The sequence below is a fragment of the Marinovum sp. genome, from assembly GCF_034669705.1.
In the GTDB taxonomy this organism is placed as follows: domain Bacteria; phylum Pseudomonadota; class Alphaproteobacteria; order Rhodobacterales; family Rhodobacteraceae; genus Marinovum.
In genome coordinates this window covers 1-24,444 of sequence record NZ_JAXMOR010000023.1, presented here as the reverse complement: position 1 = coordinate 24,444, position 24,444 = coordinate 1, and the positions used below count along the sequence as shown (strand labels likewise).

General features: G+C 67.1%; 24 protein-coding genes and 1 pseudogene. 19 read left to right on the top strand and 6 right to left on the bottom strand.

Features of this window, described 5'->3' with window-relative positions; translation table 11 throughout:
• The first annotated feature begins 34 nt into the window (after positions 1-34).
• The 10 genes from VOI27_RS15685 (at position 35) to VOI27_RS15640 (ending at position 11,258) form a co-directional block, all read left to right on the top strand.
• Positions 35-880, top strand: a complete 846-nt coding sequence (locus VOI27_RS15685; RefSeq protein WP_323766310.1) for an ABC transporter substrate-binding protein — start codon at positions 35-37, stop codon at positions 878-880.
• A 70-nt stretch (positions 881-950) separates the two neighbouring features.
• Positions 951-1,682 (top strand): amino acid ABC transporter permease, encoded by a 732-nt coding sequence (locus VOI27_RS15680; protein WP_323766309.1) that lies wholly within the window; start codon positions 951-953, stop codon positions 1,680-1,682.
• Between the two features lie 82 nt (positions 1,683-1,764).
• Complete coding sequence (locus VOI27_RS15675; RefSeq protein WP_416374683.1) at positions 1,765-2,520, top strand: amino acid ABC transporter ATP-binding protein; 756 nt, start codon at positions 1,765-1,767, stop codon at positions 2,518-2,520.
• An 11-nt stretch (positions 2,521-2,531) separates the two neighbouring features.
• Positions 2,532-3,554, top strand: a complete 1,023-nt coding sequence (locus VOI27_RS15670; RefSeq protein WP_323766307.1) for a hypothetical protein — start codon at positions 2,532-2,534, stop codon at positions 3,552-3,554.
• Complete coding sequence (locus VOI27_RS15665; protein WP_323766306.1) at positions 3,551-4,444, top strand: dihydrodipicolinate synthase family protein; 894 nt, start codon at positions 3,551-3,553, stop codon at positions 4,442-4,444. The genes VOI27_RS15670 and VOI27_RS15665 overlap by 4 nt, the downstream gene beginning before the upstream one ends.
• A gap of 3 nt (positions 4,445-4,447) precedes the next feature.
• Complete coding sequence (locus VOI27_RS15660) at positions 4,448-7,273, top strand: FAD-dependent oxidoreductase (protein ID WP_323766305.1); 2,826 nt, start codon at positions 4,448-4,450, stop codon at positions 7,271-7,273.
• 13 nt (positions 7,274-7,286) lie between these two features.
• Positions 7,287-7,700 (top strand): DUF3830 family protein, encoded by a 414-nt coding sequence (locus tag VOI27_RS15655; protein ID WP_323766304.1) that lies wholly within the window; start codon positions 7,287-7,289, stop codon positions 7,698-7,700.
• Between the two features lie 590 nt (positions 7,701-8,290).
• Positions 8,291-9,241, top strand: coding sequence for a tripartite tricarboxylate transporter substrate binding protein (locus tag VOI27_RS15650; RefSeq protein WP_323766303.1), 951 nt, complete (start codon positions 8,291-8,293; stop codon positions 9,239-9,241).
• 62 nt (positions 9,242-9,303) lie between these two features.
• On the top strand, positions 9,304-10,839 hold the full coding sequence (locus VOI27_RS15645) for a tripartite tricarboxylate transporter permease (protein ID WP_323766302.1): 1,536 nt from the start codon (positions 9,304-9,306) through the stop codon (positions 10,837-10,839).
• Positions 10,836-11,258, top strand: coding sequence for a tripartite tricarboxylate transporter TctB family protein (locus VOI27_RS15640; protein WP_323766301.1), 423 nt, complete (start codon positions 10,836-10,838; stop codon positions 11,256-11,258). Before VOI27_RS15645 ends, VOI27_RS15640 begins: the two co-directional genes overlap by 4 nt.
• A gap of 7 nt (positions 11,259-11,265) precedes the next feature.
• On the opposite strand, the gene VOI27_RS15635 is transcribed toward VOI27_RS15640, so the two are convergent.
• The gene (locus VOI27_RS15635) at positions 11,266-11,943 is read right to left on the bottom strand and encodes a GntR family transcriptional regulator (RefSeq protein WP_323766300.1); all 678 of its coding nucleotides are present in this window, start codon (positions 11,941-11,943) and stop codon (positions 11,266-11,268) included.
• 99 nt (positions 11,944-12,042) lie between these two features.
• Between VOI27_RS15635 and VOI27_RS15630 the strand changes: the two genes are divergently transcribed.
• A complete protein-coding gene (locus VOI27_RS15630) occupies positions 12,043-13,215 on the top strand; it encodes a UxaA family hydrolase (protein ID WP_323766299.1) in 1,173 nt (390 codons plus the stop codon).
• Positions 13,212-13,523: a UxaA family hydrolase gene (locus VOI27_RS15625; RefSeq protein WP_323766298.1), complete on the top strand. Its 312-nt coding sequence runs from the start codon at positions 13,212-13,214 to the stop codon at positions 13,521-13,523. The genes VOI27_RS15630 and VOI27_RS15625 overlap by 4 nt, the downstream gene beginning before the upstream one ends.
• Before the next feature lie 108 nt (positions 13,524-13,631).
• Here VOI27_RS15625 and VOI27_RS23160 read toward each other — a convergent pair.
• From VOI27_RS23160 to VOI27_RS15610, 3 genes and pseudogenes are all read right to left on the bottom strand, one after another.
• Positions 13,632-13,817 (bottom strand): annotated as a pseudogene (locus VOI27_RS23160) (hypothetical protein); the annotation flags it as partial.
• A gap of 313 nt (positions 13,818-14,130) precedes the next feature.
• Positions 14,131-14,799 carry a GntR family transcriptional regulator gene (locus tag VOI27_RS15615; RefSeq protein ID WP_323766296.1) on the bottom strand — a complete coding sequence of 223 codons (669 nt, stop codon included), beginning with the start codon at positions 14,797-14,799 and terminating at the stop codon, positions 14,131-14,133.
• 238 nt (positions 14,800-15,037) lie between these two features.
• A complete protein-coding gene (locus VOI27_RS15610; RefSeq protein WP_323766295.1) occupies positions 15,038-16,279 on the bottom strand; it encodes an amidohydrolase family protein in 1,242 nt (413 codons plus the stop codon).
• Between the two features lie 380 nt (positions 16,280-16,659).
• Here VOI27_RS15610 and VOI27_RS15605 point away from each other — a divergent pair, with 380 nt between their 5' ends.
• The 5 genes from VOI27_RS15605 to VOI27_RS15585 are packed head-to-tail and all read left to right on the top strand — an operon-like array spanning position 16,660 to position 22,128.
• Complete coding sequence (locus VOI27_RS15605; protein WP_323766294.1) at positions 16,660-18,231, top strand: ABC transporter substrate-binding protein; 1,572 nt, start codon at positions 16,660-16,662, stop codon at positions 18,229-18,231.
• A gap of 30 nt (positions 18,232-18,261) precedes the next feature.
• The gene (locus tag VOI27_RS15600; RefSeq protein WP_323766293.1) at positions 18,262-19,314 is read left to right on the top strand and encodes an ABC transporter permease; all 1,053 of its coding nucleotides are present in this window, start codon (positions 18,262-18,264) and stop codon (positions 19,312-19,314) included.
• Positions 19,314-20,177, top strand: a complete 864-nt coding sequence (locus VOI27_RS15595) for an ABC transporter permease (RefSeq protein WP_323766292.1) — start codon at positions 19,314-19,316, stop codon at positions 20,175-20,177. The genes VOI27_RS15600 and VOI27_RS15595 overlap by 1 nt, the downstream gene beginning before the upstream one ends.
• Positions 20,174-21,160, top strand: a complete 987-nt coding sequence (locus VOI27_RS15590; RefSeq protein WP_323766291.1) for an ABC transporter ATP-binding protein — start codon at positions 20,174-20,176, stop codon at positions 21,158-21,160. Before VOI27_RS15595 ends, VOI27_RS15590 begins: the two co-directional genes overlap by 4 nt.
• Positions 21,157-22,128 carry an ABC transporter ATP-binding protein gene (locus VOI27_RS15585; RefSeq protein ID WP_323766290.1) on the top strand — a complete coding sequence of 324 codons (972 nt, stop codon included), beginning with the start codon at positions 21,157-21,159 and terminating at the stop codon, positions 22,126-22,128. The genes VOI27_RS15590 and VOI27_RS15585 overlap by 4 nt, the downstream gene beginning before the upstream one ends.
• 220 nt (positions 22,129-22,348) lie before the next feature.
• Here the strand turns inward: VOI27_RS15585 and VOI27_RS15580 are convergent, their stop codons facing one another.
• Together VOI27_RS15580 and VOI27_RS15575 are read right to left on the bottom strand one after the other, a co-directional pair.
• A complete protein-coding gene (locus tag VOI27_RS15580) occupies positions 22,349-22,486 on the bottom strand; it encodes a hypothetical protein (protein WP_323766289.1) in 138 nt (45 codons plus the stop codon).
• A gap of 113 nt (positions 22,487-22,599) precedes the next feature.
• Positions 22,600-23,301, bottom strand: coding sequence for a GntR family transcriptional regulator (locus VOI27_RS15575; protein ID WP_323766288.1), 702 nt, complete (start codon positions 23,299-23,301; stop codon positions 22,600-22,602).
• Between the two features lie 177 nt (positions 23,302-23,478).
• Here VOI27_RS15575 and VOI27_RS15570 point away from each other — a divergent pair, with 177 nt between their 5' ends.
• Both VOI27_RS15570 and VOI27_RS15565 read left to right on the top strand, forming a co-directional pair.
• Positions 23,479-23,766 (top strand): UxaA family hydrolase, encoded by a 288-nt coding sequence (locus VOI27_RS15570; protein ID WP_323766287.1) that lies wholly within the window; start codon positions 23,479-23,481, stop codon positions 23,764-23,766.
• An 11-nt stretch (positions 23,767-23,777) separates the two neighbouring features.
• Positions 23,778-24,444 (top strand): UxaA family hydrolase (locus VOI27_RS15565; RefSeq protein ID WP_323766286.1); only part of this gene is annotated, 667 nt, incomplete at its 3' end.

Genomic DNA, 24,444 nt, shown 5'->3' with positions numbered 1-24,444 from the left:
CTCCACTCACGAAGCCTCCAACAAAGGAAACCCCATGAAACACAGCATGATGACCGCAACGGCGCTTGCCACCGTGATGACCCTTTCCGCCGGCGCCGCGCTGGCGCAGGACTGCCCCGAAGGCCTGCCGCTGGTCGAGCCGGGCAAGCTCACCATGTCGATCAACGCCACGATTCCGCCGAAGCAGTATATCGACGCCAATGGCAATCTCGCCGGCCTGCACAAGGACATGGGCGACGAGATCGCCAAGCGGCTCTGCCTCGAGCCGAACTATCAGAACGTCGATTTCGCGGTGCAGATCCCCGGCCTCGATGCCGACCGCTGGGACATGATCAACACCGGCCTCTATTTCACCGACGAACGCGCCGGCTTCATGCAGCTGGTGCCCTATTCGGTCAACGCGCTGGCGCTGATCGCCGCGGCGGGCAACCCCGAGGGGCTGACCGGCCCCGAGGACCTCGCCGGCCATGCGGTGGGCGTGGAGATCGCCGGTTTCGAGGAAAAGAAGCTCAACGAGATCAACGACGCGCAGGTCGCCAAGGGCATGGACCCGATGGATATCCGCGCCTTCAACACCTATGGCGAGACTTTCCTGGCGCTTGGCGGCGGACAGATCTCGGCGGTCTTTGCCGGCGATGCCATCGGCTCCTACTATCAGGAGAAGGGCCAGTTCTCCAAGGCCGCGACCGGACTCTTCCCCGGCACCCCCGGCGCCTTTGCCTTTGACGAACCGAATCTGGCCCAGGCGGTGGCCGACGCGCTCAACGCCATGCGCGAGGACGGCACCTATGCGGCGATGATGGACAGCTACGGCACCACCCCGATCGACGTCTGGGACCGCTGGCCGGGCGAGTTCACCTATTTCTACACCGGCGGCTGAACCGCACCGACCGTGACCTGAAACGAAGGGCGGTCACCCGTGGCCGCCCTGAACCCTGAGGGGAGAGACCATGTCCTGGAGTTGGGACCATTTCATGCAATTCCTGTTCAGCCCCTACATGCTGAACGGGGTCTGGACGACGATCTGGCTGTCGATCGTGGCGATGGTGATCGGCTGTTCGCTGGGGGTCATGCTGGCCTTCATGAAGATGTCCAAGACCTGGGCGCTGCGGCAGATCGCCAATACCTATATCTGGGTCTGGCGCGGCACGCCGCTCCTGGTGCAGATGGTGATCATCTACACCGTGCTGCCCAAGGTCGGCATCAAGCTCGGCGTGGTCGAAAGCGCCATCATCGCGCTGTCGCTGCACGAGGCGGCCTATTTCGCGGAGATCGTCCGCTCGGGCATCACCTCGGTCAACAAGGGGCAGGAGGACGCCAGCCTCGCGCTTGGCATGACCTGGCCGCAGCGGATGCGCTATGTGATCATCCCGCAGGCGACGCGGGTCATCATCCCGCCGCTCGGCAACCAGTTCAACCTGATGATCAAGACCACCTCGCTGGCCTCGGTGATCTCGATGGAAGAGCTGTTCCGCCGCACCCAGCAGCTGGCCCAGCTCGAGTTCAAGGTGCTCGAGGCCTATATGTGCGCGGCCTGCTGGTACCTGCTGATGACCACCGTCTGGGGGCTGATCCAGCAACGGCTCGAGGCGCATTACGACCGGCCCTTCGGCCCCGTCGCCGACACCGATCCCAAGAAAAAGCCCGACCCGGTGCTGACCGGCCAGGCCGCCCAGGTCTGAAATGGAGGACAAGGATATGAGCAACATGGAAACGCAAGTCCTCCCGGTGGCGAAGGCCGGCCCGCGTGATCTGGGCCCGCCGATCGTCGAGGTCAGGAACGTCGAGAAACGCTTTGGCAAGGTCACCGTCCTCAAGGATGTGAGCCTGACGGTCCGCACCGGCGAGGTGGTGGTCATCGCCGGCCGCTCGGGCTCGGGCAAATCGACGCTGCTGCGCTGCATCGACCATCTGGAAACCATCGAGGGCGGCAGCATCATCGCCTGCGGCGAGAACATGGGCTACCGCCAGGACAACTCTGGCAAGCGGGTGCAGCTGGGCGACCGCAAGGTCGCCAAACAGCGCCGCCAGATGGGCATGGTGTTCCAGTCCTTCAACCTCTTTCCGCATCTCAACGTGCTGCGCAACATCACCCTCGCGCCGGTGCGGATCATGGGCGAAGACCCGAAGGAGGCCGAGGCCCATGCCCATGCGCTGCTGACCAGGGTCGGGCTGCCGGACCGGGCGGACGCCTATCCCAGCCAGCTTTCCGGCGGCCAGCAGCAGCGGGTGGCGATTGCCCGGGCGCTGGCGATGCGGCCGCAGGTGATGCTGTTTGACGAGCCGACCTCGGCGCTCGACCCCGAGATGATCTCCGAGGTGCTCGACGTGATGATCGACCTCTCGCGGCAGGGCATGACGATGATCGTGGTCACCCACGAGATGGGCTTTGCCCGCGCCGCCGCCGACCGGGTGCTGATGATGGCCGATGGCATGATCGTCGAAGAGGCGCCGCCCGAGGAGTTCTTCACCAACCCGCAGAACGAGCACAGCAAGCTCTTCCTGTCGAAAATCCTCTGAAGGGGCCTCCCGTGATCAGAACCGTTCTGGGCGACCTGTCTGCAGAGGCGGTCGGACCCATCCTGCTGCACGAACACCTGCTGTTCGACATCGTGCCGCCCGGCACCGCCGGCGACCGTTGGGCCGAGATCGCGCCGGCCGACCGCTGGCAGATCGACTACCGCGCCAATGAATGCGCCGCCAATGCGCTGCAGACCGATGTGGGGATCGCCGCCGCCGAGCTTTCGGCCTATGCCGAGGACGGCGGCAGCCTCTTGGTCGACCAGTCGATCTTTGGCCTCGCCCGCGATCCGCAAGGCCAAGCCGAGGCCTCGCGCCGGAGCGGCGTGCATGTGGTCGCCGCCGCCGGCACCTATGTCGAGGCCTATGTGCCGGATGATCTGAAGGCGCTGCCCACCGAGGCGCTGGCCGACCGATTTACCGCCGAGGTCTGCGAGGGCATGGACGGCACCGATATCCGCGCCGGGCTGATCGGCGAGATGGGCTGTTCCTGGCCGCTGACCCCGTTCGAGACCCGCGCGCTCGAGGCCGCCGCCGGGGCTCAGGCCCGCAGCGGTGCGGCGATCAGCGTGCATCCCGGCCGGCACGAGACCGCCTGCGCCGAAATCCTCGACATCCTCGAGGCCAATGGCGCCGACCTCACCCGCGTGGTGCTCTGCCACATGGACCGCACCCACCCCGACGGCACCGGCATCGCGCCGCTGCTCGAACGCGGCGCGGTGGTGGAATGGGATTTCTTCGGCGTCGAAAGTTCGCATTACTGGATGACCGACGAGGTCGAGCTGCCCACCGATCTGGCCCGCCTGCGGCTGATCCGCGATCTCGCCGCGCAGGGATTTGGCGACCAAATCGCCCTCTCGCAGGACATCTGCACCAAGACCCGTCTGCGCCACTGGGGCGGCCATGGCTATGGCCACATCCTGCGCAATGTCACGGCCCTCATGCAACGGCTGGAGTTTCCGCCCGCGCTCGTATCCGCGCTTTTGCGCGACACCCCCTTGCGATTGCTGAACTTGAAGGAGATCCCGCAATGACCCAGTTTCGCGGCACCTATTCCGTGATGGTCACCGCCTATGATGATGCGGGCAATTTCGATCCCGCGCGCATGGCCCGCTACACCGACTGGCAGGTGACCGAAGGCATCCACGGGCTGATCCCGCTGGGCTCGACCGGCGAATTCCTGTCGCTGAGTCGGGCCGAGCGCGAGGCCGTCGCCCGCTGTGTCGTGGACACCGTGGCCGGCCGGGTGCCGGTGCTGCTGGGCGCGGGCGCCGAGAGCACCGAGGAGGTGATCGAGAATTGCCGCATGGCCGAAGCGGTGGGCGCCGACGGGGTGATGATCATCCCGCCGTTCTACTCGACCCCGACCGAGGAAGAGCTCTATCGCCACTACGCGCGGATCAGCGAGGCCACCGACCTGCCGATCATGCTCTACAACAACCCGGCCACCGCCAATGTCGACCTGACCGCCCCGATCGTGGCGCGGCTGTCGACGCTCGAGGGCGTGGACTACATCAAGGAAAGCACCATGGACGTGACCCGGGTGCGCGATATCCTCGATCTGTGCGGCGACCGGATGACCGTGTTCGGCGGCATCATGGGGTTCGAAAGTTTCGTCAATGGCGCCGAGGGCTGGGTGGCCGTGGGGTCCAACATCCTGCCGCGGGATTGCGCCCGGCTGTTCACCCTGACCGCGGATGCGCAGGATTACGATGCCGCCCGCGCGCTCTATGCCAGGATGCTGCCGGTGATCCGGCTGGTCGGCGGGCACCGCTATGTCTCGGCCACCAAGAAGGCGCTCGAGCTGATGGGCCTGCCCACCGGCGATCCGCGCAGCCCGCGGCTGCCGTTGCCCGAGGCCGACATGCCGGAGCTGCTGGCGGCGATGAAGGCCACCGACCTTCTGGAACTGGCCGAGGCGTAACCCATGCGCTTCACCTGGAACGGCGCACCGCTCGAGGCGCGCGCCGGCGACAGCATCGCTGCCGCCCTGACGGCCGCGGGGGTGCGCAAGCTGGGCACCGGCTGCGCCGGTCAGGACCGGGCGATGTTCTGCGGCATGGGCGTCTGCCAGGACTGCGCCGTTCAGGTGGACGGGCAGGTCGGGCAGCTGGCCTGCATGACCAAGGTGACGCCCGGCATGGAGATCCGCGCGCAGGAGGATCTGACTGCGCCGCCCGCGCCCTGGGACGGCGAGGCCGCGCCGCCGCGCGCGGTCAGCGTCGACGTGGCGGTGATCGGCGCCGGGCCGGCGGGGCTGCGTGCCGCGCTGGAGCTGGCCCGTGCCGGTGCGTCGGTGCTGGTACTCGATGAGCGCGATGCCTCTGGCGGGCAATACTTCAAACCGCGCAGCGCAGGCTTCCGCCACGCCGCGCCCAAGGACGCCCAGCACCGCGCCGGCGACGCCCTGCGCACCGCCGTGGCCGAGGCCGGCATCGAGGTGGCTCATGGCCAGACCGTCTGGCACGCGCGGGCGGACGACGGGTTTTCGCTGCGCGCGCAGGGCGCCGAGGGCGGGCTCAAGGTCAGCGCAAAGGCCGTGCTGCTGGCGACCGGCGGCTACGAGATGCCGCCGGTGGTGCCGGGCTGGACCGGAGCAAACGTGCTCAGCATCGGCGGCGCGCAGACGCTGGTGCGGCGCTACGGCGTGCTGCCGCCGGGGCCGGTGCTGGTGGCCGGGCATGGCCCTCTGGGCTGGCAGGTGGCCGACGAGATCCTGCGGATGGGCGGCACGGTCACCGCGGTGGTCGAACGGGCCGCGCTGCGCCGCATCGGTGCGGTCGCGCGGGCTGCGCGCCAGTCGCCCGGGCTGATCGCGGCCGGTATGGCGCAACGGCTGCGCTTTGCGCGCGCCGGCGTGCCGGTGCTGACCGGCTGGGAGCTGACCCGGATCACCGAGACCGCCGCCGTGGTGCAACCGGTGGGCGGCGGGGCGGAACGCGCCTTCGCGGCCGCCACGGTCTGCGTCGGTGCGGGCTTCGCGCCGCAGATGGAACTGGCCCGGCTGATGGGCGCGACACTGGAAGCCGGCGCAGCCAATGGCTGGCCGGTGCCGCAGCGCGACGAGACCGGCGCGACCTCGGTCGAGGGTCTCTGGATCGCGGGCGATGCCGGCGGCATGGGCGGCGCCCCCGCCGCCGAGGCACAGGGCGCGCTCTCCGGCGCCGCCATCGCCCGGTTCCTCGGGCGTCAGGCGCCAGAGGTCTCGGCCGAACCGCTGGCGCGCGCACGACGGTTTCAATCGGCGCTCTGGTCGCTGTTCGAGGCCCCGCCGCCGGCGTCACCCGAAGACGACGCAGTGGTCTGCCGCTGCGAGGCGGTGACGGCGGGCCAGTTGCGCCAGGCGATCGGCGAGGGCGCGCGCGATCCCGGGGCGCTCAAACGCGCCACCCGCATGGGCATGGGCCGCTGCCAGGGGCGCTATTGCCTGCCGGTGGCGCTGCGGATGCTGGCCGAGGCGGGCGCAGAACAGCCGCCGGAGCGGCTTTTCGCGCCGCAACTGCCGGCCAAACCGGTGCCGGTCTCGGCGCTGGGGATCGAGAAACCGGAATGGGGCGGCCACCGCGAAAGCGCCCCGGCCGCGCGGCCGGGCCCGCCGCCCGCGACGCCGCTGGCGCAAGACAGCGCCGACCTTGTGGTGATCGGCGGCGGTGTCACCGGCATCTCGGCCGCGCTTTTCGCCGCGCGAGAGGGCGCGCGGGTCACCGTGCTCGACCGCGGCTGGCTGAATGCCGAGGCCTCTGGCGGCAACGCCGGCAGCCTGCACCTGCAGCTGCTGTCGTGGGATTTCGGGACCAAGGCGGTGGGCGGTGGTGACCTGCAGTTGCGCACCCTGCCGCTGCAACAGGAGTCGATCGCGCTCTGGGGTGACCTGCAACGCCAGCTCGGCGCCGATTTCGAAATGGCCACCACCGGCGGGCTGATGGTCGCCGAGACCGCGGCGCAGATCCCCTTTCTCGAGCAGAAGGCGGCCTCTGAGGCGCGGGTCGGCATCACCACCGAGATCATCGGGCCGGAGCGGCTGCGCCAGATCGCGCCGGGCATCTCGCCGCGCATGGTGGCCGCCGCCTGGTGCCCCGGCGAGGGCAAGATCAACCCGCTCGCGTCCTCGCGCGCGCTGATCGCCGAGGCGCGGGCGCTGGGGGTGACCTTCGAGGAGCAGGCGCCGGTGACCGGCCTCGCCCGCGCCGGCGACGGATACGCCATCGCCACCCCGCGCGGCGAGATCAGCGCCCCGCGCCTCGTCATCGCGGCGGGCGGCTGGTCGGCAGAGCTCGGCCGGATGCTGGGCGCCGCGATCCCGGTCAAGGGCGCACCGCTGCAGATGGTGGTGACCGAGCGCTGCGCGCCGGTGCTGCCCTGCCTCGTGGCCCATGCCGACCGCCACCTGACGATGAAACAGACCGCCTCTGGCACCGTGCTGATCGGCGGCGCCTGGACCGCCGAGACCGGGCCGGGCGGGCAGTCGCGGGTGCTGCCCGACAGTCTCGAGGGCAACCTCTGGGTGGCGGCGCGCACGGTGCCGGCGGTGGGCGGGCTGCGGGTGCTGCGCAGCTGGGCGGCGATGAACATCGACATCGACGGCGCGCCGCTGATCGGGCCGCTGCCGGGCCATCCCGGCGTGAGCGTCGCGGCCACCGCCAACGGCTATACCCTCGGGCCGCTGATGGGCCGCGCGGCGGCGCAGGCGGCGCTCCATGGCACCCTGCGGCAGGACCTCGCCGCATTCTCGTTCGACCGTTTCAACAGCTGAAGAAAGGCACGACATGACCAAGCTGAAAATCAAGGCCGGCCCCTACGACTTCGACGCGGTGCTGGAGGAAGACGCCGCCCCCGAGACCTGCGCGGTGTTTCGCAAGACGCTGCCCTACAAGAGCCAGCTGGTGCATGTGCGCTGGAGCGGCGAGGGCGTGTGGATCCCGCTGGGCGATCATGACTTCGGGGTGGGCTATGAAAACCACACCTCGCACCCGGCGCCGGGGCATTTCATCCTCTATCCCGGCGGCATTTCCGAGACCGAGATCCTGCTGGCCTATGGCGGCGTCGATTTCTCGTCCAAGATGGGCCAGCTTGCCGGCAACCATTTCCTGACCATCACCAGCGGCCAGGAGAACCTGGCCAAGCTCGGCAACCTGGTGCTTTGGGAAGGCGCGCAGGACATCCACTTCGAGCTCGCCTGACGCGGGCTCCGGCCGTCTGCCCCTTCGCGGGCAGGCGGGCCTCGGGTCAGATGGGGTCTTGGATATTTGACCGGTTTTCCGCCGTGCTATGCCATGGCGGGAGGTTCATGTCAGGCGGCGGCTATCGGGTTTCGGATCCGGCTCGCCCAGAGCGGAACGCCGTGGCAAGGTCGCCCGCGCCCGGAATGCAAGGCAGCGGAGCCTCCGCCCAGGCCCTGAAGGCATCGACCTTGGGTCCGGATGCCGCGTCCGCGCGGACCTGCGCGTCTCGGCTGGATGGCCGGCGACCTCTCGTTCAATGCCGTAGAGCTTCGCGATCATGTCGGCGGCCTTCCCCACGGTCTCGGACTTCGTGTGATCTCCCAGACGGCATGCAAGTTGCGCCGCAGGTCCGTGCCGCGGGCGGCTTCGTCGAAGCCGGTACTGCCACCCGGGCGCTGCAAACCAGACATTTACCGACAGACAATAGCCACTTGACAGGGCGTGAGGGGCTGTGCGACCTCCTTAGATGCTGATATCTCAGTTGAGCTATCAAGCGAGATATCCTCGCGGAGCTTGGGCCCGGGAGATCGAAATGGGAGGAAATTTGTATGAAAACCATGATTAAGTCCGGCGTTCTGGCGGTTGCGATGCTGGGATTGGGCGTGGCGCAGGCAGCGGCGGAATACCCGGAGCGTCAGGTGACAATGATCGTGCCGTTCGGCGCGGGCGGCGGATCGGACCGCGTGGCCAGGACGGTCGACCGGTTCTGGCAAGAGCAGACCGGCGAGAGCTTCAACTTCAAGTATCAGCCGGGGGCGGCCGGCGCTGTCGGCACGGCGGAAATCAGTCGGGCCAAGCCGGATGGATACACCGTCGGCATCGTGAACCTGCCGAATATGGTCGTCCAACCGGTGGCAGGAACCGGCACATTCGCGCTGGACAGTTTCGACTACATCGGGCGCGTGAACGCCGACCCCATTGTCTTGATGGTGCCTGAAACCAGCCCCTACCAGACCCTCGAGGCGTTTCTGGCAGCGGCCAAGGACGCGCCGGGCACGATGACGCTGGCAATCACCGGCACCATGGGCGCGGCCCATCTGGCAGCCTTGCAGATGATGGACGGCGCCGGGGTCGAAGTGACGCTGGTTCCGACGCAGGGCGGGTCGAATACCGTGGCGCGCATTGCCGGCGGGCATGTGACGGCCGGACTGATCGGGCTGGGCCTTTTCACCAGTCAGGAAAACGGGCGCGCCCTTGCGGTGACCGCTGCGGAGCGGTCGGATTTCACTCCCGATGTCCCGACATTCAGCGAAAAGGGCATTCCGATCGACCTGTCCACGGCGCGGATCATCGTGGCGCCAGAAGGATTGCCGGACGACGTACTGACCCATCTGCGCGAGACGTTGCAATCGGTCACCGAAAGCGAAGGCTTTGTCGCCGCATCCGCCGATCAGGGGCAGGGCGCGATCTGGCAGGATGGTGCCGCGCTGGAACAGGCGGTGATGGCGATGGAGCAAAGCACCACCGAGTTGCTGCGCAAGTATGAACTGATCGACTGAGGTTGGTTCCTTTCAACGGCGGCCCATAGGCTGGGCCGTCGCGGGCCGGGAGACCCCATTTCATGCCTTTTTCCGAAAGCATTGCTGCGGCAATGGATCCGACGATCCTGCTGATGATCGCCCTGGCGACCGTGTTCGGTGCCATCATCGGCGCGCTGCCGGGCTTCAGCTCTGTCATGGCAATCTCGTTGCTGTTGCCCGTGGTCTATCCGATGGACCCGCTCATGGGGCTGTTGGTCCTCGGGTCGATTTACATGGGCGCGATGTATGGTGATGCCAATGCCGCGATCCTGTTGAACATTCCGGGCACGGCGTCATCCCTGCCAACCACCTTTGACGGCTTTCCCATGACCCAGCAAGGCCGCGCGAAAGAGGCGCTGCTGGCCGCGCTGGCAGGGTCGGTGTTTGGCGGCGCCGTTGGTATCCTGGTTCTGCTGTTCACCTTTGGCGCCTTGGCGGAGTTCTCGCTGCGCTTCGGCCCGCAGGAATATTTCTGGCTGACAGTGCTGGGCCTGACGACGATTGCCGCGCTGTCCGAGGGAAACATGCTGAAGGGCCTGGTTGGCGGTGGGCTCGGCATCGCGATCAGCTTGATCGGGATCGATCCCTATTGGGGCATGCCGCGCTTCACGTTCGGCCAGTCCTCGCTGATTTCCGGCGTTCACCTGATCCCGGCGCTGTTGGGGTTGTTTTGCGTGGCGCAGGTCTTGTCCAGCCTTGCCAGTGACGAACGAGATCGCCCCACGCCGGAGATTGGCGCCCAGAAGGACGCCCTGGCCAAGGTCATGAAGGCGATGGGGCGGCGCTGGGATGTTCTGCTCCGGTCCTCGGCCATTGGCGTGGTGATCGGCATGCTTCCCGGCGCAGGCGGGCCCATCGCGTCGACCATTTCCTACAATGAAACGCGGCGCTGGGACCGTGACAGCGCCAGCTTTGGCAAGGGCCGCATCGAAGGGGTCATGGCCTCCGAGGTGGCCAATAACGCGATGGTCGGCGGCAGCCTGATCCCGATGATGGCACTGGGAATTCCGGGCAATGTGAATGCTGCGGTGATCCTTGGCGCGCTGATGTCGTTTGGGATGCGGCCCGGCATGAACCTGATCTCGGATGGCTCGGGCGTGGCGATGTCGTTCATGATCGGTCTGCTGATCTCCAGCATCCTGCTGGCACCGCTGGGATATTTCCTGATCATCCGGGTGTCGACGCTGGTGTTGCGCATTCCGCGCACCTATCTGGCGCCGACCATCCTGGTGTTTGCCAGTGTCGGCGCCTATTCCGTCACCAACTCGATGTTCGGTGTCATCATCATGGCGGCCCTCGGGATCGGCGGATATGCCTTTCGTCGCATCGGGGTTGAGGCCGCGCCCATTGGTCTGGGCCTGATCCTCGGGCCGATCGCCGAACGTGAATTCACCAGTTCGCTGCTGATTGCACAGGCGCAGGGCAGCTACCTGACGATGGTGTTCCGGCCCATTTCACTGGTGCTGATTGCCCTTTGCGTGTTGTCCATTGCCACGCCGCTGTTCTTGAGCCTTCGCAACAAGCGCGCCGCACGTCTGGGCGGCAGACTGTCCGCAGGCGGGGAGGCCGGCAAATGATGTCCGTTCTCGAGAAAGCGCTGCTGGCTCTGGTGGTCGTCTTTTGCGCCGCCCTGACCTGGGAGGCCTGGGCGATCAAGCCGCCCGCCTGGAGCTTTCCGGTATTCACCGGTGTCCTGACCGCAGCCCTGGCCGGGTGGGCGCTGGTGCACAGCCGGACGCGGCCGATGGGCGGGCCGATCTTTTCCGAAGGCAGCGCCGGGACGGTGATGGCGGGCATGGCGGGGCTGGTCGGGTATGTGCTGTTGCTCAGGGTCAGCTATCTCGCGGCGACGCCGGTGTTCCTGTTTCTGGGGTATCTCTATCTGCTGCCAGAACGGACGCTGCGCAGCATCGCCATCGCCGCCATTATCGCGGTCGCAACCACCGGTTTTACCTGGCTTTGTTTTGCCTACTGGCTGGGCGTCGACCTGCCGTGACCGGCGGTCAGCGCGACACGCCAAGCGCGCGGCGCCACGACGCTTGCAGATGCGTCTCCATCGCGGTGCCCGCGGAGTCCGGGTCGCCCTCAATGACGAAATCGAGGATATTCAGATGCTCCCGTATCGCCCTGTCGTCGGTATAGTTGCGAAGCCGAAAGACCAGCCGCGACAATTGCAGCCGGCCCAGAATGCGGTCAAACAACTCGTCCGCAAAGGCGTTGCCCATTGCGTTGACGAACAGTCGGTGCATTTCATGGTCCAGCGCGGTGCGCGCGTTGATCTCGCTCAGGTCCAGCGGTTCCGGCGTCGTGACGGTCGCGTTGGCGGCGGCCTCCGTCCGGGACCGCAGTTCAATCGCGGCGGATTTGTCCGCCTGATCGGCATAGGCGCGCACGGCCTCGATCTCGACCATCAGGCGCATTCTGAAGGCGTCGTTGATCGTCTTTTCATCGATGTCCAGAATGCGGATGCCACGCTGGGGAATGAGGGTGACGATACCTTCGCCTTCCAGCCGCTTCAGCGCCTCGCGCATCGGACCCATCGGCACGTCGAGAAGGGTACAAAGCTCGCGCTGCGTGACAAGCTGCGCGGGTTTCAACACGCCTGCGTTCAGGTTTTCCATAAAGCGTTCATGGGCAACGTTGCGCAAAGTACCGGTCTTGGGCGTGGCTGCATCGGTCATGAAACTGGTCGTCCTTGGCTGCGCGCGGCTGGAAAGCCTTGTGGCTGATACGCTCCGGCCACTGATATCTTAATTAAGTACTCATTCAAGGATATAACCGTGACCCGACCTGCGGCCCCAACATTTCTTGGATACCAGCGCGCAAAGGGGCGTCCGGGTATCCGCAATGTCCTTTTGGTGTTGAACCTGACGGGGCTGACGGCGCCGTCGGCCCGCCATATCGCCCAGGATCTGGTTGGCAGCCAGCTGATCACGATGGATCACGGCGTGGCGATCAACGGACGCGGGGAAGCGCCGGTCAACGCAACCGTGGAGAACCTGGCACGTCACCCCAACGCCGGTGCGGTCCTGATCCTGAGCGCGCATGCGGGCAAATCCGATGCCTTGCTTGAACGCCTGTCGGAAGACGACCGGCCCATTGCGGCGGTGTCGCTGGATGATGCCAATCGCGATGCCCTGGACTTCCGCACCTCTGCTGTGCGGACCGGCGCGCGCTTGATGGCGGAGATGTCACGGCAACAGCGCACGCCACGGCCGTGGAGCGATCTGCTGATCGCGCTGGAATGCGGCATGTCCGATCCGACCTCGGGGTTGGTGGCCAACCCGCTCTTGGGTCTTGTCACGGACCGCCTGGTTGCGGATGGCGGCGCGGCGGTGTTCGGCGAAACCACCGAATGGCTCGGATGCGAGGCGCATCTGGCCGCTCGGGCCGCAACCCCCGAAATTGCCGCGCAGATGACGCAGGCGGTCAAGCGGCGCGTGGCACTGGCGCGGCAGGTCGGGCTGGACCTGATCGGCAACAATCCCAACGATGCCAATATCGCCTCGGGTCTGACCACGATCGAGGACAAGGCCATCGGCAGCATCGCAAAGTCCGGCAGCGCGCCGATCACCGCCTTTCTCGACTATGGCGCGGCGATGCACGGACCTGGATTGGCCGCCATGGACGGCCCGTCCTACACCCCTGAGTCGCTGACCGGACTGGTGGCGGCAGGGGCGCAGATCTCCCTGTTCACCTCGGGCGTGGGCAATTCGTTTGTCAGCGGGTTGGCCCCCACCCTCAAGATCACCGCCAACGCCGACACGGCGCGCAATCTGCCGGTTCAGTTCGACTATTGTTGCGCGGACGCGCTGACCCGGCCAGACCTTATGGAAGCAAGTGTCGATGCGCTGATCCGCCGGATTGTCGAAGTGTCCTCGGGCGCGCTGACGTTCGGAGAGATCCTCGGCGAGAGCAATGAAGTCATCGCGCGTTTCGGAGAGACATTGTGACAGAGACATCGCATGCGGTGCGGGCCGTCCGGCTCCGCCCGGAAGACACGGTCGCGGTGCTGACCCGGTCCGTGAAGAAGGGCGAACCGGTGGTGGTTTCCGGACCGGGCGCGCCGCTGGAGATTTCGGCGGCCGAGGATATTCCCGGCTATCACAAACTGGCCTTGTCCGCCGCACGCATCGGCGACCGTCCGCTGCGCAACGGCATGGTCATCGGCGTCTTCACCGCCGAAACAGAGGCGGGAGGCTGGGTGCATATCCACAATCTGGCCAGTGTGTTCTCCACCGGTCGACACGAGGGCGGATGAGGGAAAACAGCTCGCCATGTTCTGTAGGACGCGGGCAGCGCCGCGCCAGGCGCGCGCAAAATCGATCAGCTTGCGGGTGCTCTGCGACACCTTGGTCGCGGAGTGCCCCAGCGACAGGGCCGCCGCCTCGTCGCGGTCGGCCAAGGGCACGGAGCACACCGAGGGGATGGCCATGCAGCTCACGCGCTGCGGCACAAAGGCAATCCCGGCGCCAGTGCTCACCATCCCGATGGCGGTGTACATCGTGTTCGCCTCGACCACGGCGCGCGGCAGGACCACGCACGACGAGCACATGGTCATCAGTTGGTTGTAGAAGGCGGGCGAGCGGTGGTTCCCTTGGAGGGTCGAAAAGCCGCGCCTCCCGTTTGAAACGCCACAACCGCGTTGGTCTTTGTCAATCGGCATGCAAATCTGGGTTCACCCCGATTTCTGAGGGGTGTCATGCCGAATGCTGCAGGCGCGCCGGAAGAAAGCCGACGCCAGCGGCCTCATACATCTGCCGTTTCAAGATTGTTTAACCTGTTGATTTGCCCTTCGGCCTGGCCAGCACGGCAGTGGCGCCAGGCTCTACGACTATAGAGCAACCGATCCCGCGGCCGCGCGCGGCTCAGGAGATGGTGTCGATCGCGAACTGGCGCAGCGAGCGGATGTGGCCGGCCATGGCCTTGCGCGCCAGCCGGCCGTCTCGCGCCTCCAGCGCATCGAGGATCAGCTCGTGCTGGCGGGTGTCGGGTTCCAGCCGTTCGGCCAGCCTGTCGATCTCGAACATCTTGGTGCTGGCGCGCAGCGCGTGCAGCATGTCCGCCATCACCCGGTTGCCGCAATTCTCGATCACCAGCCCGTGCACCTCGTCATCCGAGCGCCAATGCGCCAGCATTTCATAGCGCTGCTGCTGCTTCACCGCCTGCAAGGCCGCGCGGGCCCCGGCCAGCGCGGCGGCATCGACCCGGTCGACGCAGAGCGCCGCTGCCTCGGCCTCGAGCAGCTCGCGGACCTTCAGGCTCTGCAGGTATTCGCTGAGCTCGACCTTGCGCACCTGAAACGAACGGTTGGCGGATTTCACCAGCACGCCCTGCGCCTCGAGCCGTTGCAGGGCGTGGCGCAGCGGGGTGCGCGAGATGCCCAGAAGGTCGGCGATCTGCTGTTCGACGATGACGCTGCCGGCGGCCAGCTCGCGCTGTTCGATCATGGTGGAAATCGCGTCATAGGCCCGGCCCGCCAGGGTGCCGCGGCGCTGCGGTGCCGAAAGGTCCGGGGAAGAGGGCTGTTTCGTCATGGCGTCAATCTCTTCGTCTGTGCGCGTCCGCGCGGAACGCCGGCCTGGCTGCGGTGTTGTGTCTCTTTGCCGTTTCTGCGGGGGCGAAGGCAAATCCAATCTGGACCGCCGGCGCAGAAATCACCGTCCTCGCCAGACTATCGCGATCCCGGGTCCCTGGCAAAGGCGGCCGCCGCCGCCCGAAACCCTGCGCCGCACGAACCTCCCCTGTCGCCTCGGGAGGTCCCTGCGGCAGAGATCATGCCTGCGCCAGAAGACCGGTGTCGTCGCGCACCGTCCGGCCGGCCTGCAGGACGCTGACGAGCTTGTTGTCGTGCTGGCCAAAGCAGGCGAGATCGTCGAACGGGTTGGCCTCGACCACCAGCAGATCGGCATGGGCGCCGGCGGTGATCTGGCCGATCTGGCCTTCCATGCGCACCACCTTGGCGTTGTTGATCGTGACATGGCGCAGGGCCTCGGCCGGGCCGCAGACCTCCTGGTGGATCATCAGACCGTCGCCCTGATAGCGCTTGGGCGACCAGCAGAGGTCGGTGCCATAGCCGATGTTCACCCCCGCCGCCTGCGCCACGCGCAGCGAGTCGAGCCCCGAGGCCAGCACCTCGGCGTTCTTCTCGGCATTCTCGGGGCTCCAGCCGAAATCCATGCCGTATTTGCCGTCGGCCTCATAGGTAATGAGGGTCGGCACCAGATGCGCGCCCTTCTCGGCCATCAGCGCGGCGGTCTCGGCGGTCAGGAAGTTGCCATGCTCGATGGTGCGCACCCCGGCGGTCACCGCGCGCTGGATGCCGAGGTCGCTATAGACATGCGACAGCACGTAGCGGCCGCAGCGCTCGGTCTCGTCGACGATGGCATAGAGTTCCTCCATCGAATATTGCGGGTGGATCAGCTTGTCACCCGGAGAGCTGACGCCGCCGCCGGCCATGATCTTGATCTGATCGACCCCCTGCCGGGCGTTCTCGCGCACCGCCTTGCGCACCGCGTCGACGCCATCGGCAATCACCGAGGTGCCGCCGATCTCGGCCGAGCAATGGCAGGTGTCGGCGCGCCCGCGGTGGTCGCCATGGCCGCCGGTCTGCGACAGGATGCGGCCCGAGACGAAGAGGCGCGGGCCGGTGAACACGCCTTTTTCGACTGCCGCCCGGTGGCCCTGATCGGCACCGCCGGCATCGCGCACGGTGGTAAAGCCGCGCATCAGCATCCCCTTGAGATGCATCCCGGCGCGGGCCGTCAGCTCCGAGGGCAGAACCGAGGTGCCGTCGTCGAACCCGCCGATGAAGCAATGCGCGTGGCAGTCGATCAGCCCGGGCGAGAGGTAACGGCCCTCGAGCGAGACCTGCGTCATCTCGGCGGGCAGGTCGGCTTCCGGCATAAGCGCGGCGACGCGGCCGTCGCGGATCACCACCGCCTGTCCGGTCACGATCTCTCCGGCAAGGGTGTCGACGATGTGCGCCTGCGTCAGGGCATAGTCTGCATGTGTCATTCTGGGTCCTTCCTGTCGGTCCTGCCTCTGGCAGGGGATCCACGATCGGCGCTGACCGCAGCGCCGCCGGGGTCCGTTTGTTTGCAAGCAAACGGTATACTGATAGAATTCTATTAGTATACCTTAATTTCAGAACGCCGGTCTGCTGCGCAAATTGGAACCATGAAACCAATGGCTTCTGCCTGTTTCCGCGGCGCAGCCGCCCGTCAAAGCGCTTTTCTCCAGATCGACCGTTGACAGGTTGCGGTACTCTATCGGTATACAATGAGAATACGTTTCAATTAATTCAGGACACCGATTCTCCATACCATCCCGGACTTCCCACAACGACGCCTGCGGCAGAGAAACGCCGGCGCCCATCCGCCAACAGGAGTAAAGACATGTCATTCAACCGTTCCATCAAGGCCCGTTCCCGGCTGGCGCTGGCGATCCCGCTGGGCCTTTTCGCGCTGGCCGCTCAGCCGGCGCTGGCGCAGGACACGCTGGTCGTCGATGCCAACTTCCAGCTCAAGACCGCCGATCCGGCGCGTGCCTTCGAGCCCACCGCCAGCCTCGTGCTGCATCCGGTCTATGAGACGCTGGTCACCTTCGAGGGCTCTGACGTGACCCGGGTGGTGCCGCTGCTGGCCAATGTCCCCGAGATCTCGGAGGACGTGAAAACCTTCACCTTCACCCTGAACCCCGAGGCGACCTTCGCCGATGGGTCGCCGGTCGAGGTCTCCGACGTGGTGTTCTCGCTGGAACGCGCCCGCGACCTCAAGGGCAGCCCCTCCTACCTGATGCGCGGTGTCTCGGTCGCGGCGGGCGAGGCGCCCGGCACCATCGTGCTGACCACCGAAGCCCCGGACCCGGCGCTGCCGTTCAAGCTCACCAATCTGGCGCTCAGCATCCTTGACGCCGAGACCCTGCAGGCCAATGGCGGCACCGCCACGCCCGAAGACGGCGCGGAACGGTTCCTTGCGGAAACCTCGATCGGCTCCGGTCCCTATACGCTGACCAAGTTCGACACCTCGTCGGAGGTCATCCTCGAGGCCAATGAGAGCTACTGGGGCGAGGCCCCGGCCTATGACCGGATCGTGGTGCGCAACGTCAACAGCAATGCCCAGCAGATGAACGTGGCGCGCGGCGCCTCGCAAATCGCGCTGAACCTGCGACCCGATCAGGTGGGCTCGATTTCCGACAAGGTGACGGTGATCTCCGGCCCGGCCGCCGACATGGGCTTCCTGTTCATGAACGGCAACCCGGAGGTCTCTGAGCTTTCGGTCAACCCCGACCTGCGCGAGGCGGTGCGCTATGGCATCGATTACGCCGGCATCATCGACTTCATCGGCGAAGGCGCGGTACAGCCCGCCGGCATCATTCCGACGATGATCGAAGGCGCGCTGCCCACCGAGCAAGTGCCGACGCGCGACCTCGAACGCGCCAAGGCGGCGCTGGCGCGCAGCGGTCTGAGCGATCCGACCCTGACCATCAGCTATGCCGCCGACCTTGCGAAATACGGCATCGCCTTTGCCGACATCGCCGCCAAGATCCAGTCCGACCTTGCCGATGTGGGCATCACGGTCGAACTGAACCCGGAATCGGTGCAGGCCAACCTCGACAACTACCGCGGCGGCACGCTCGAGATGAGCGTGCAGTGGTGGGGCGGCACGCCGCACCCCTCGAACTCGCTGCCCTTCACCTCGGGCAAGCTGGTCGGTCTGCGCGCCGGCTGGGCCGAGGGTGGCTCGCCGGAGCTGGAAGAGCTGGCCTCAAGGGCGGAGGTGGCCTCAGACGCCGACGAACGCGTCGCGCTCTACCGCGACTGGCAGACCAAGCTGAACGAGGTCGGCCCCTTCGTGCCGCTGTTTCAGCCGCCGGTGACGCTGGTCGGATCGACCGAGATCGCGCCGCTGGAGTACAACCCGATGTGGACCGTCGACCTGAGCGACGTCCGCAAGGCCTCGGAGTAACGGGGCCGGACCGGGCAGGAAGATATCTTCATGATGAGTCCCCTCAAGTCAGGTTGGTATCGCCTGCCCGGGCTGTTGCGCTACGCGCTGCAGCGCCTCGGCATGGGCGCGGTGCTCTGCGTCGGCGTGACCTTCGTTTCCTTTGCATTGACACAGGTGGTGCCCGGCGATCCGGTCACCGCGAACCTCGGCGAGCGGGCCGCCGCCGACCCCGAGATCGTGGCGCTCTACCGCGAGCGCTACGGGCTCGACAAACCGCTGCCCGCCCAATACGCGCGCTACCTCACCCGCCTGCTGCAGGGCGATCTGGGCATTTCGCAGCAGACCCACCGGCCGGTGGCCACCGACCTTGCCACCTACATGAGCGCCACGCTGGAACTGGCCATCGTCGCCATGGTGCTGGCGATGGCGGCCGGCATGGCGCTGGGGATCGTCGCCGCGGTCTGGCGCGACGGCTGGCCGGATCAGGTGATCCGGGTGGTCTCGCTCGCCGGAGTTTCGGTGCCGACCTTCTGGCTGGCGCTGGTCTGCCTCTATCTCTTCTTCTTCAAGTTCAACCTCTCTCCCGGTGTCGGCCGGCTTGGCCCCGGCACCCCGGCGCCGGAAGCGCTGACCGGGCTCTACACGCTTGACGCCGCGCTGCGCGGCCAGTGGGGCCTGCTGCGCGAGGCGCTGTCCTACATCGCACTGCCGGCGCTGGTGCTGGCGACCTATACCACCGGGATCGTCACCCGGTTCACCCGCGCCGCGATGCTCGACTCGCTGGGCCATGACTACGTGCGCGCCGCCCGCGCCAAGGGGCTGCCGGCGCACACGGTGATCCTGCGCCATGCCCTGCGCCCGGCGCTGGCGGCGATCATCACCGTCTCGGGCATGGCCTTTGGCCGGATGCTGGCCGGCGCGGTGCTGGTGGAGTCGGTCTATTCCTGGCCGGGACTGGGGCTATACGCCTATCGCAGCGCGCTGACGCTCGACCTGCAGGCGATCATGGGGGTCAGCCTGATCATCGCGGTGATCTACATCCTGGTGAACCTGGCCGTCGACATTCTCTATGCCGTGATTGACCCGAGGATCCGCTACTGATGACCGAGACGACGCTCCCTTCGCATCGCGCCGGCCGCCGGCTGCGACCGGTCTGGATGCAGCCGCTGGGCCTGATTGGCGCCGCCATCCTGATCGCGCTGGCGCTGGTGGCGGTGCTGGCGCCGCTGATCGCGCCCTATGATCCGCTGACCCAGGAGGCGCGGCGGCTGATGCCCCCGAGCGCCGAGCACTGGTTCGGCACCGACCAGCTGGGCCGCGACGTGTTTTCGCGGGTGCTGCACGGCGCGCGCCTGTCGCTGCCCTACGCGCTGCAGCTGGTGGTCCTCGCCGGCCTCCTCGGCACCGTTCTGGGCGCCATCGCCGGCTATTTCGGCGGCTGGGTCGACGGGCTGATCATGCGGATGGCCGATCTGGTGCTGGCCTTCCCCGACATCATCCTCGCCATGGCCGTGGTCGCGGCGCTGGGGCCGGGGCTGTTCAACGCAGTGCTGGCGGTGGTGATCGTCAGCTGGCCGATCTATGCCCGCGTCGCCCGCTCGATGATCCTCAGCCTGCGCAACGAGCCCTTCGTGCTGTCGCGCCGCCTGCTGGGGGCCTCCTCGGCGCGCACGCTCTGGTCCGAGGTGCGGCCCAACATCACCGGCCCGCTGGTGGTGCTGGTGGCGCTGGAATACGGCCATGCGGTGCTGATCCTGTCGGGGCTGTCGTTTCTCGGCTTGGGCGCGCAGCCGCCGGCGGCGGAATGGGGCGCGATGGTCTCCGAGGGTGCCAAGTATTTCGACAAGTGGTGGATGAGCGTCTTTCCCGGCCTCGCGATCCTGCTGGTGGTCATGGCCGCCAATTTCCTCGGCGACACCCTGCGCGACGTGATCGACCCGCGCAGCAAGAGGCACCTGTCATGACCGCGCCGCTGCTGGACATCTCGGACCTGACAGTCAGCCTGCCGGCCCCCGATGGCAGCCGATTGTTCGCGGTGCGCGACCTGAACCTGCGCATCGGCACCGGCCAGATCGCCGGGCTGGCCGGCGAAAGCGGATCGGGCAAGTCGCTGACCTCGCTGGCGCTTCTGGGGCTGTTGCCCGCCGGCGCGCGAACCAGTGGCCGCAGCGGCTTTGAAGGTCGCGACCTACTGAGCCTGTCAGAGCGCGACCGCGCGGCGGTGCGCGGCCGGCGGATCGCGATGATCTTTCAGGATCCGATGACCGCGCTGCACCCGATGCTGTCGATCGGCCGGCAGATGACCGAGCACTACCGGCACCACTTCCGCGTGCCGCAGGCCAAGGCGCTGCGCCGGGCCGAGGAGATGCTCGATCTCGTGCGCATCCCCGACCCAAAGGCCGCGCTGGGGCGCAGCCCGCACGAGTTTTCCGGCGGCATGCGCCAGAGGATCGCCATCGCCATGGCGCTGTGCTGCGAGCCTTCGCTGATCATCGCCGACGAGCCGACGACCGCGCTTGATGTCACGGTGCAGGCCGGCATCCTGCGGCTCTTCGAGCGGCTGCGGGCCGAGCTCGGCCTCTCGGTGCTGCTGATCACCCATGATCTGGGTGTGATGTCGGCGGTGGCCGACGAGGTCTCTGTCATGTACGCCGGCCGTCTTGTCGAAGCCGGGCCGCGGGCCGATATCCTCACCCGTCCGCGCCATCCCTATACCCACGGGCTGCTCGGCGCGCTGCCGGGGGCCGGCGGGGCAGGCGGGATGGCGCCGATCCCCGGCCTGCCGCCCTCGATCACCACCCACCCGTCGGGCTGCGCCTTTCACCCGCGCTGCAGCTGGAGCCAGCCGGCCTGCCGCGGCGAGAGCCCGGCCCTGCAGCCGGTGACGCCCGAGCGCCGGCTGGCCTGCCCGGTCGATCCGCTGGCCCCGAAGGAGACCCTCTCATGAGCCTGTTGGAACTGCGCGGCGTCGAGGTCAGCTATCCGGGCCCCAAGGGCCGGCCGGTGCGCGCGGTGGCCGGTGTCGACCTCGATATCGAGGCCGGTCGGGTGACGGCGCTGGTCGGCGAAAGCGGCTGTGGCAAATCCTCGCTCGGCAAGGCGGCGGTGGGCCTGCTCGCGCCCTCGGGCGGGGGGATCCGCTTTGACGGCCAGCCGGTGGCGGCGCTCGGACGCGGCGCCCGGCCCCCGGCACTGCGCGCCCTGCAGATGGTGTTTCAGGACCCCTATTCCTCGCTCAACCCCCGGCGCAGGGTCGGTGAGCAGGTGGCCGACGGCGTCCGCGCCGGCCCGGACGCCGGAACCGACAACATCGACCGCCGCGTGGCCGAGGTGCTTGAGCGTGTCGGCCTGCCGGCGCGGATCGCGGCGCAGTATCCGCATGAGTTCTCCGGCGGTCAGCGGCAGCGCATCGCCATCGCCCGCGCGCTGGCGGCCCGGCCACGCTGCATCGTCGCGGATGAGCCGATCTCGGCGCTCGACGCCTCGGCCCAGGCGTCGGTGGCGCGGCTGCTCGCCGAACTGGCGCGAGAGACCGGCATGGGGATGCTGTTCATCTCTCATGACCTGTCGATCGTGCGCCGGATCGCCGATGACATCGCGGTGATGTATCTGGGCAAGCTGGTCGAGCGCGGCGCGCCCGCCGCCCTGTGGCAGGCGCCGCTGCATCCCTATACCCGCGGTCTCATCGGCGCCATTCCCGAGGCCGACGGGGCGGGGCGGCTGCCCGACGACCTGCCCGGCGACGTGGCCAACCCGGCCGAGCCGCCACCCGGCTGCCGGTTCCACCCGCGCTGTCCCATGGCGCAGGAGATCTGCACCCGGCAGGACCCGTCGTTTCTCACCGAAGGCGGCCGCGGGGCCGCCTGTCACTTCGCCGACTGGTCCGGCGTGTCACTGCGTTCGGTGTCTGCCTGAACGGAGCTGCACCGGCGCGCCCGGCAGGGCTGTCCGGAGGCGGTGGACGCCAACAGGGAGCGTATTGTTATAACATAACTCTGATTAGGCGCTACAGGCCCCTGCAGCCGCAAGCGCCTGACCTAAGCCGGCGCATCGGCCAACCGCGCCAGACTTCAAAGGTCCGCCACCCGATGACCTCCGAGGCGCGGATACCCGTTTACCCACGCCGGATGCCCCCTCACGGCAGGTCGAGCCCGTCGATCAGACCGAACAGCGCGTTCAGCGTTTCCATCCGGCGCTCGACCGGGGCAAAGACGGTCTCGGCGCTGGAGGTATTGGCGCGCAGAGACCGGTCCCCTGCACTCCCGAAGAGCACGTTGCCAAAAAACCGCCCGGCAGGCGTGAGTGCCTGGACCTTCGGACAAATCCCCACGGACCGCTCTGCCCTCTTTGCCGGCGCCCCGGGTCGGACAGCCCGCCACGCGCGGCTCAGGACAGCGAGATCAGGTAATCCTGGTCCTGCGTCAGGGTGATGCTGCGGCGCAGTTCGACAATCCGGTCGAGCACGTCCACCGCCTGGCGGCGCACCTCCAGCACCGGGCTGCCCTCGGCGATGCCGAGCGCCCGGGCGCTGGCCTGAGGCGCCGAGATCGCCCTGAGCCGCTCGTCGGCCTGGACGATGATCACCGAATAGGCCTGCTGGAAGAACACATAGAGCGTGTTGGGCAGCGGCGACCGCTCGGCCAGCCCGGGAAACATCGGCGCGCCGATCACCGAGACCTCATGCGCCACCGCGCGGCCCGAGATGCTGCGGACGCGTTCGATCTCGATCACCTCCGCGGGCCGGCCGTGAAGCAGGCCGGTTTCGCGCTCGGTGGCGGCGCGGCGGCGCAAACTCTCGCTTTCGAGCTGCGGCATGTCGAGCGAGCCGTCCGCGCGGCGCAGCCGGAAGAAGCTGAACAGCGAGGTCTCTGGCGTGCGCACGGTGACAAAGGTGCCGCGCCCCTGGGCGCGCTGCACCAGCCCGCGTTTCTCAAGTTCGATCAAGGCCTTGCGCGCCGTGCCCTGGCTTACGCCCAGCTCGACGCCAAGCTGGGTCTCGCTCGGCAGCATGGCGCCCGAGGGCAGCTCTCCGCCGGCGATTCGCGCGACGATGGTGTCGATCACGGTCTGATAGAGCGGGGTCGCCATGGCCTCTCGGTCTCCTGCTTGCACAGGCCCCCTGTTTTCACAGGCCTCCTGTTTTCACCGGCCCATTTAGCACCACGGCCGGGATCTGCACAAGCTTACATAATAACTCTTGTATAAGACTTGATGTACATGTTACGCCTTCACCGACACTTGAAGCTGGGACAGGAGGGCCTGACAGTGGCCACACCACATCTTTTGAAACACGATCACGAGGACAACGTCGGCGTTGTCGTGGTGGAAGGACTGACCGCGGGCACCGAGATGCTCTGCGTCGTGACGGCGGATGACACCGACTTCACGGTGACCGCCAAGGTCGACATTCCGATCGGTCACAAGATCGCGCTGACCGACCTTAAGGAAGGCGACACCGTCTTCAAATACGGCGAGGACATCGGCCGCATGACCGGCCCGGCCGCGGTGGGCGAACACGTCCATACCCACAACTGCAAAACCAAACGGTGGTAAGGAACGCTCCCATGGCATCGAAATACTCCAACATGACCGTGCAGGCCTACCGTCGTGAAAACGGCCGGGTCGGCGTGCGCAACCATGTCGTCATCCTGCCGGTCGACGACATCTCCAACGCCGCCTGCGAGGCGGTGGCAAACAACGTCAAGGGCACGCTGGCGATCCCGCATGCCTATGGCCGGCTGCAGTTCGGCGAAGACCTCGAGGTGCATTTCCGCACCATGATCGGCACCGGCGCCAACCCCAATGTGCATTCGGTGGTGGTGATCGGCATCGAGCCCGGCTGGACCAAGCGCATCGCCGACGGCATCCGCAAGACCGGCAAGGAAGTCGCCGAGTTCTCGATCGAGCAGAAGGGCGATTTCGAGACCATCCGCGCCGCCTCCTGGGCCGCCAAGGACTTTGTCCACAAGGCCACCGAGGTGCAGCGCGAGGAATGCTCGATCTCGGAACTCTGGGTCTCGACCAAATGCGGCGAGAGCGACACCACCACCGGTCTGGGATCCTGCCCCACCGTCGGCAACATGTACGACAAGCTGCTGCCCGAAGGCATCACCGGCTTCTTCGGCGAGACCTCCGAGATCACCGGCGCCGAGCACATCTGCCAGAAACGCGCGATCAACGAAGAGGTCGGCGAGCGCTGGTACAAGATGTGGAAGGCCTATCAGGACGACG

Coding starts and splice junctions, on each gene's coding strand:
- VOI27_RS15655 (WP_323766304.1), top strand. CDS start 7,287: ATGACCAAGCTGAAAATCAAGGCCGGCCCCTACGACTTCGACGCGGTG.
- VOI27_RS15595 (WP_323766292.1), top strand. CDS start 19,314: ATGACCGAGACGACGCTCCCTTCGCATCGCGCCGGCCGCCGGCTGCGA.
- VOI27_RS15640 (WP_323766301.1), top strand. CDS start 10,836: ATGATGTCCGTTCTCGAGAAAGCGCTGCTGGCTCTGGTGGTCGTCTTT.
- VOI27_RS15685 (WP_323766310.1), top strand. CDS start 35: ATGAAACACAGCATGATGACCGCAACGGCGCTTGCCACCGTGATGACC.
- VOI27_RS15650 (WP_323766303.1), top strand. CDS start 8,291: ATGAAAACCATGATTAAGTCCGGCGTTCTGGCGGTTGCGATGCTGGGA.
- VOI27_RS15645 (WP_323766302.1), top strand. CDS start 9,304: ATGCCTTTTTCCGAAAGCATTGCTGCGGCAATGGATCCGACGATCCTG.
- VOI27_RS15615 (WP_323766296.1), bottom strand. CDS start 14,799: ATGACGAAACAGCCCTCTTCCCCGGACCTTTCGGCACCGCAGCGCCGC.
- VOI27_RS15575 (WP_323766288.1), bottom strand. CDS start 23,301: ATGGCGACCCCGCTCTATCAGACCGTGATCGACACCATCGTCGCGCGA.
- VOI27_RS15600 (WP_323766293.1), top strand. CDS start 18,262: ATGATGAGTCCCCTCAAGTCAGGTTGGTATCGCCTGCCCGGGCTGTTG.
- VOI27_RS15610 (WP_323766295.1), bottom strand. CDS start 16,279: ATGACACATGCAGACTATGCCCTGACGCAGGCGCACATCGTCGACACC.
- VOI27_RS15665 (WP_323766306.1), top strand. CDS start 3,551: ATGACCCAGTTTCGCGGCACCTATTCCGTGATGGTCACCGCCTATGAT.
- VOI27_RS15585 (WP_323766290.1), top strand. CDS start 21,157: ATGAGCCTGTTGGAACTGCGCGGCGTCGAGGTCAGCTATCCGGGCCCC.
- VOI27_RS15590 (WP_323766291.1), top strand. CDS start 20,174: ATGACCGCGCCGCTGCTGGACATCTCGGACCTGACAGTCAGCCTGCCG.
- VOI27_RS15635 (WP_323766300.1), bottom strand. CDS start 11,943: ATGACCGATGCAGCCACGCCCAAGACCGGTACTTTGCGCAACGTTGCC.
- VOI27_RS15680 (WP_323766309.1), top strand. CDS start 951: ATGTCCTGGAGTTGGGACCATTTCATGCAATTCCTGTTCAGCCCCTAC.
- VOI27_RS15605 (WP_323766294.1), top strand. CDS start 16,660: ATGTCATTCAACCGTTCCATCAAGGCCCGTTCCCGGCTGGCGCTGGCG.
- VOI27_RS15660 (WP_323766305.1), top strand. CDS start 4,448: ATGCGCTTCACCTGGAACGGCGCACCGCTCGAGGCGCGCGCCGGCGAC.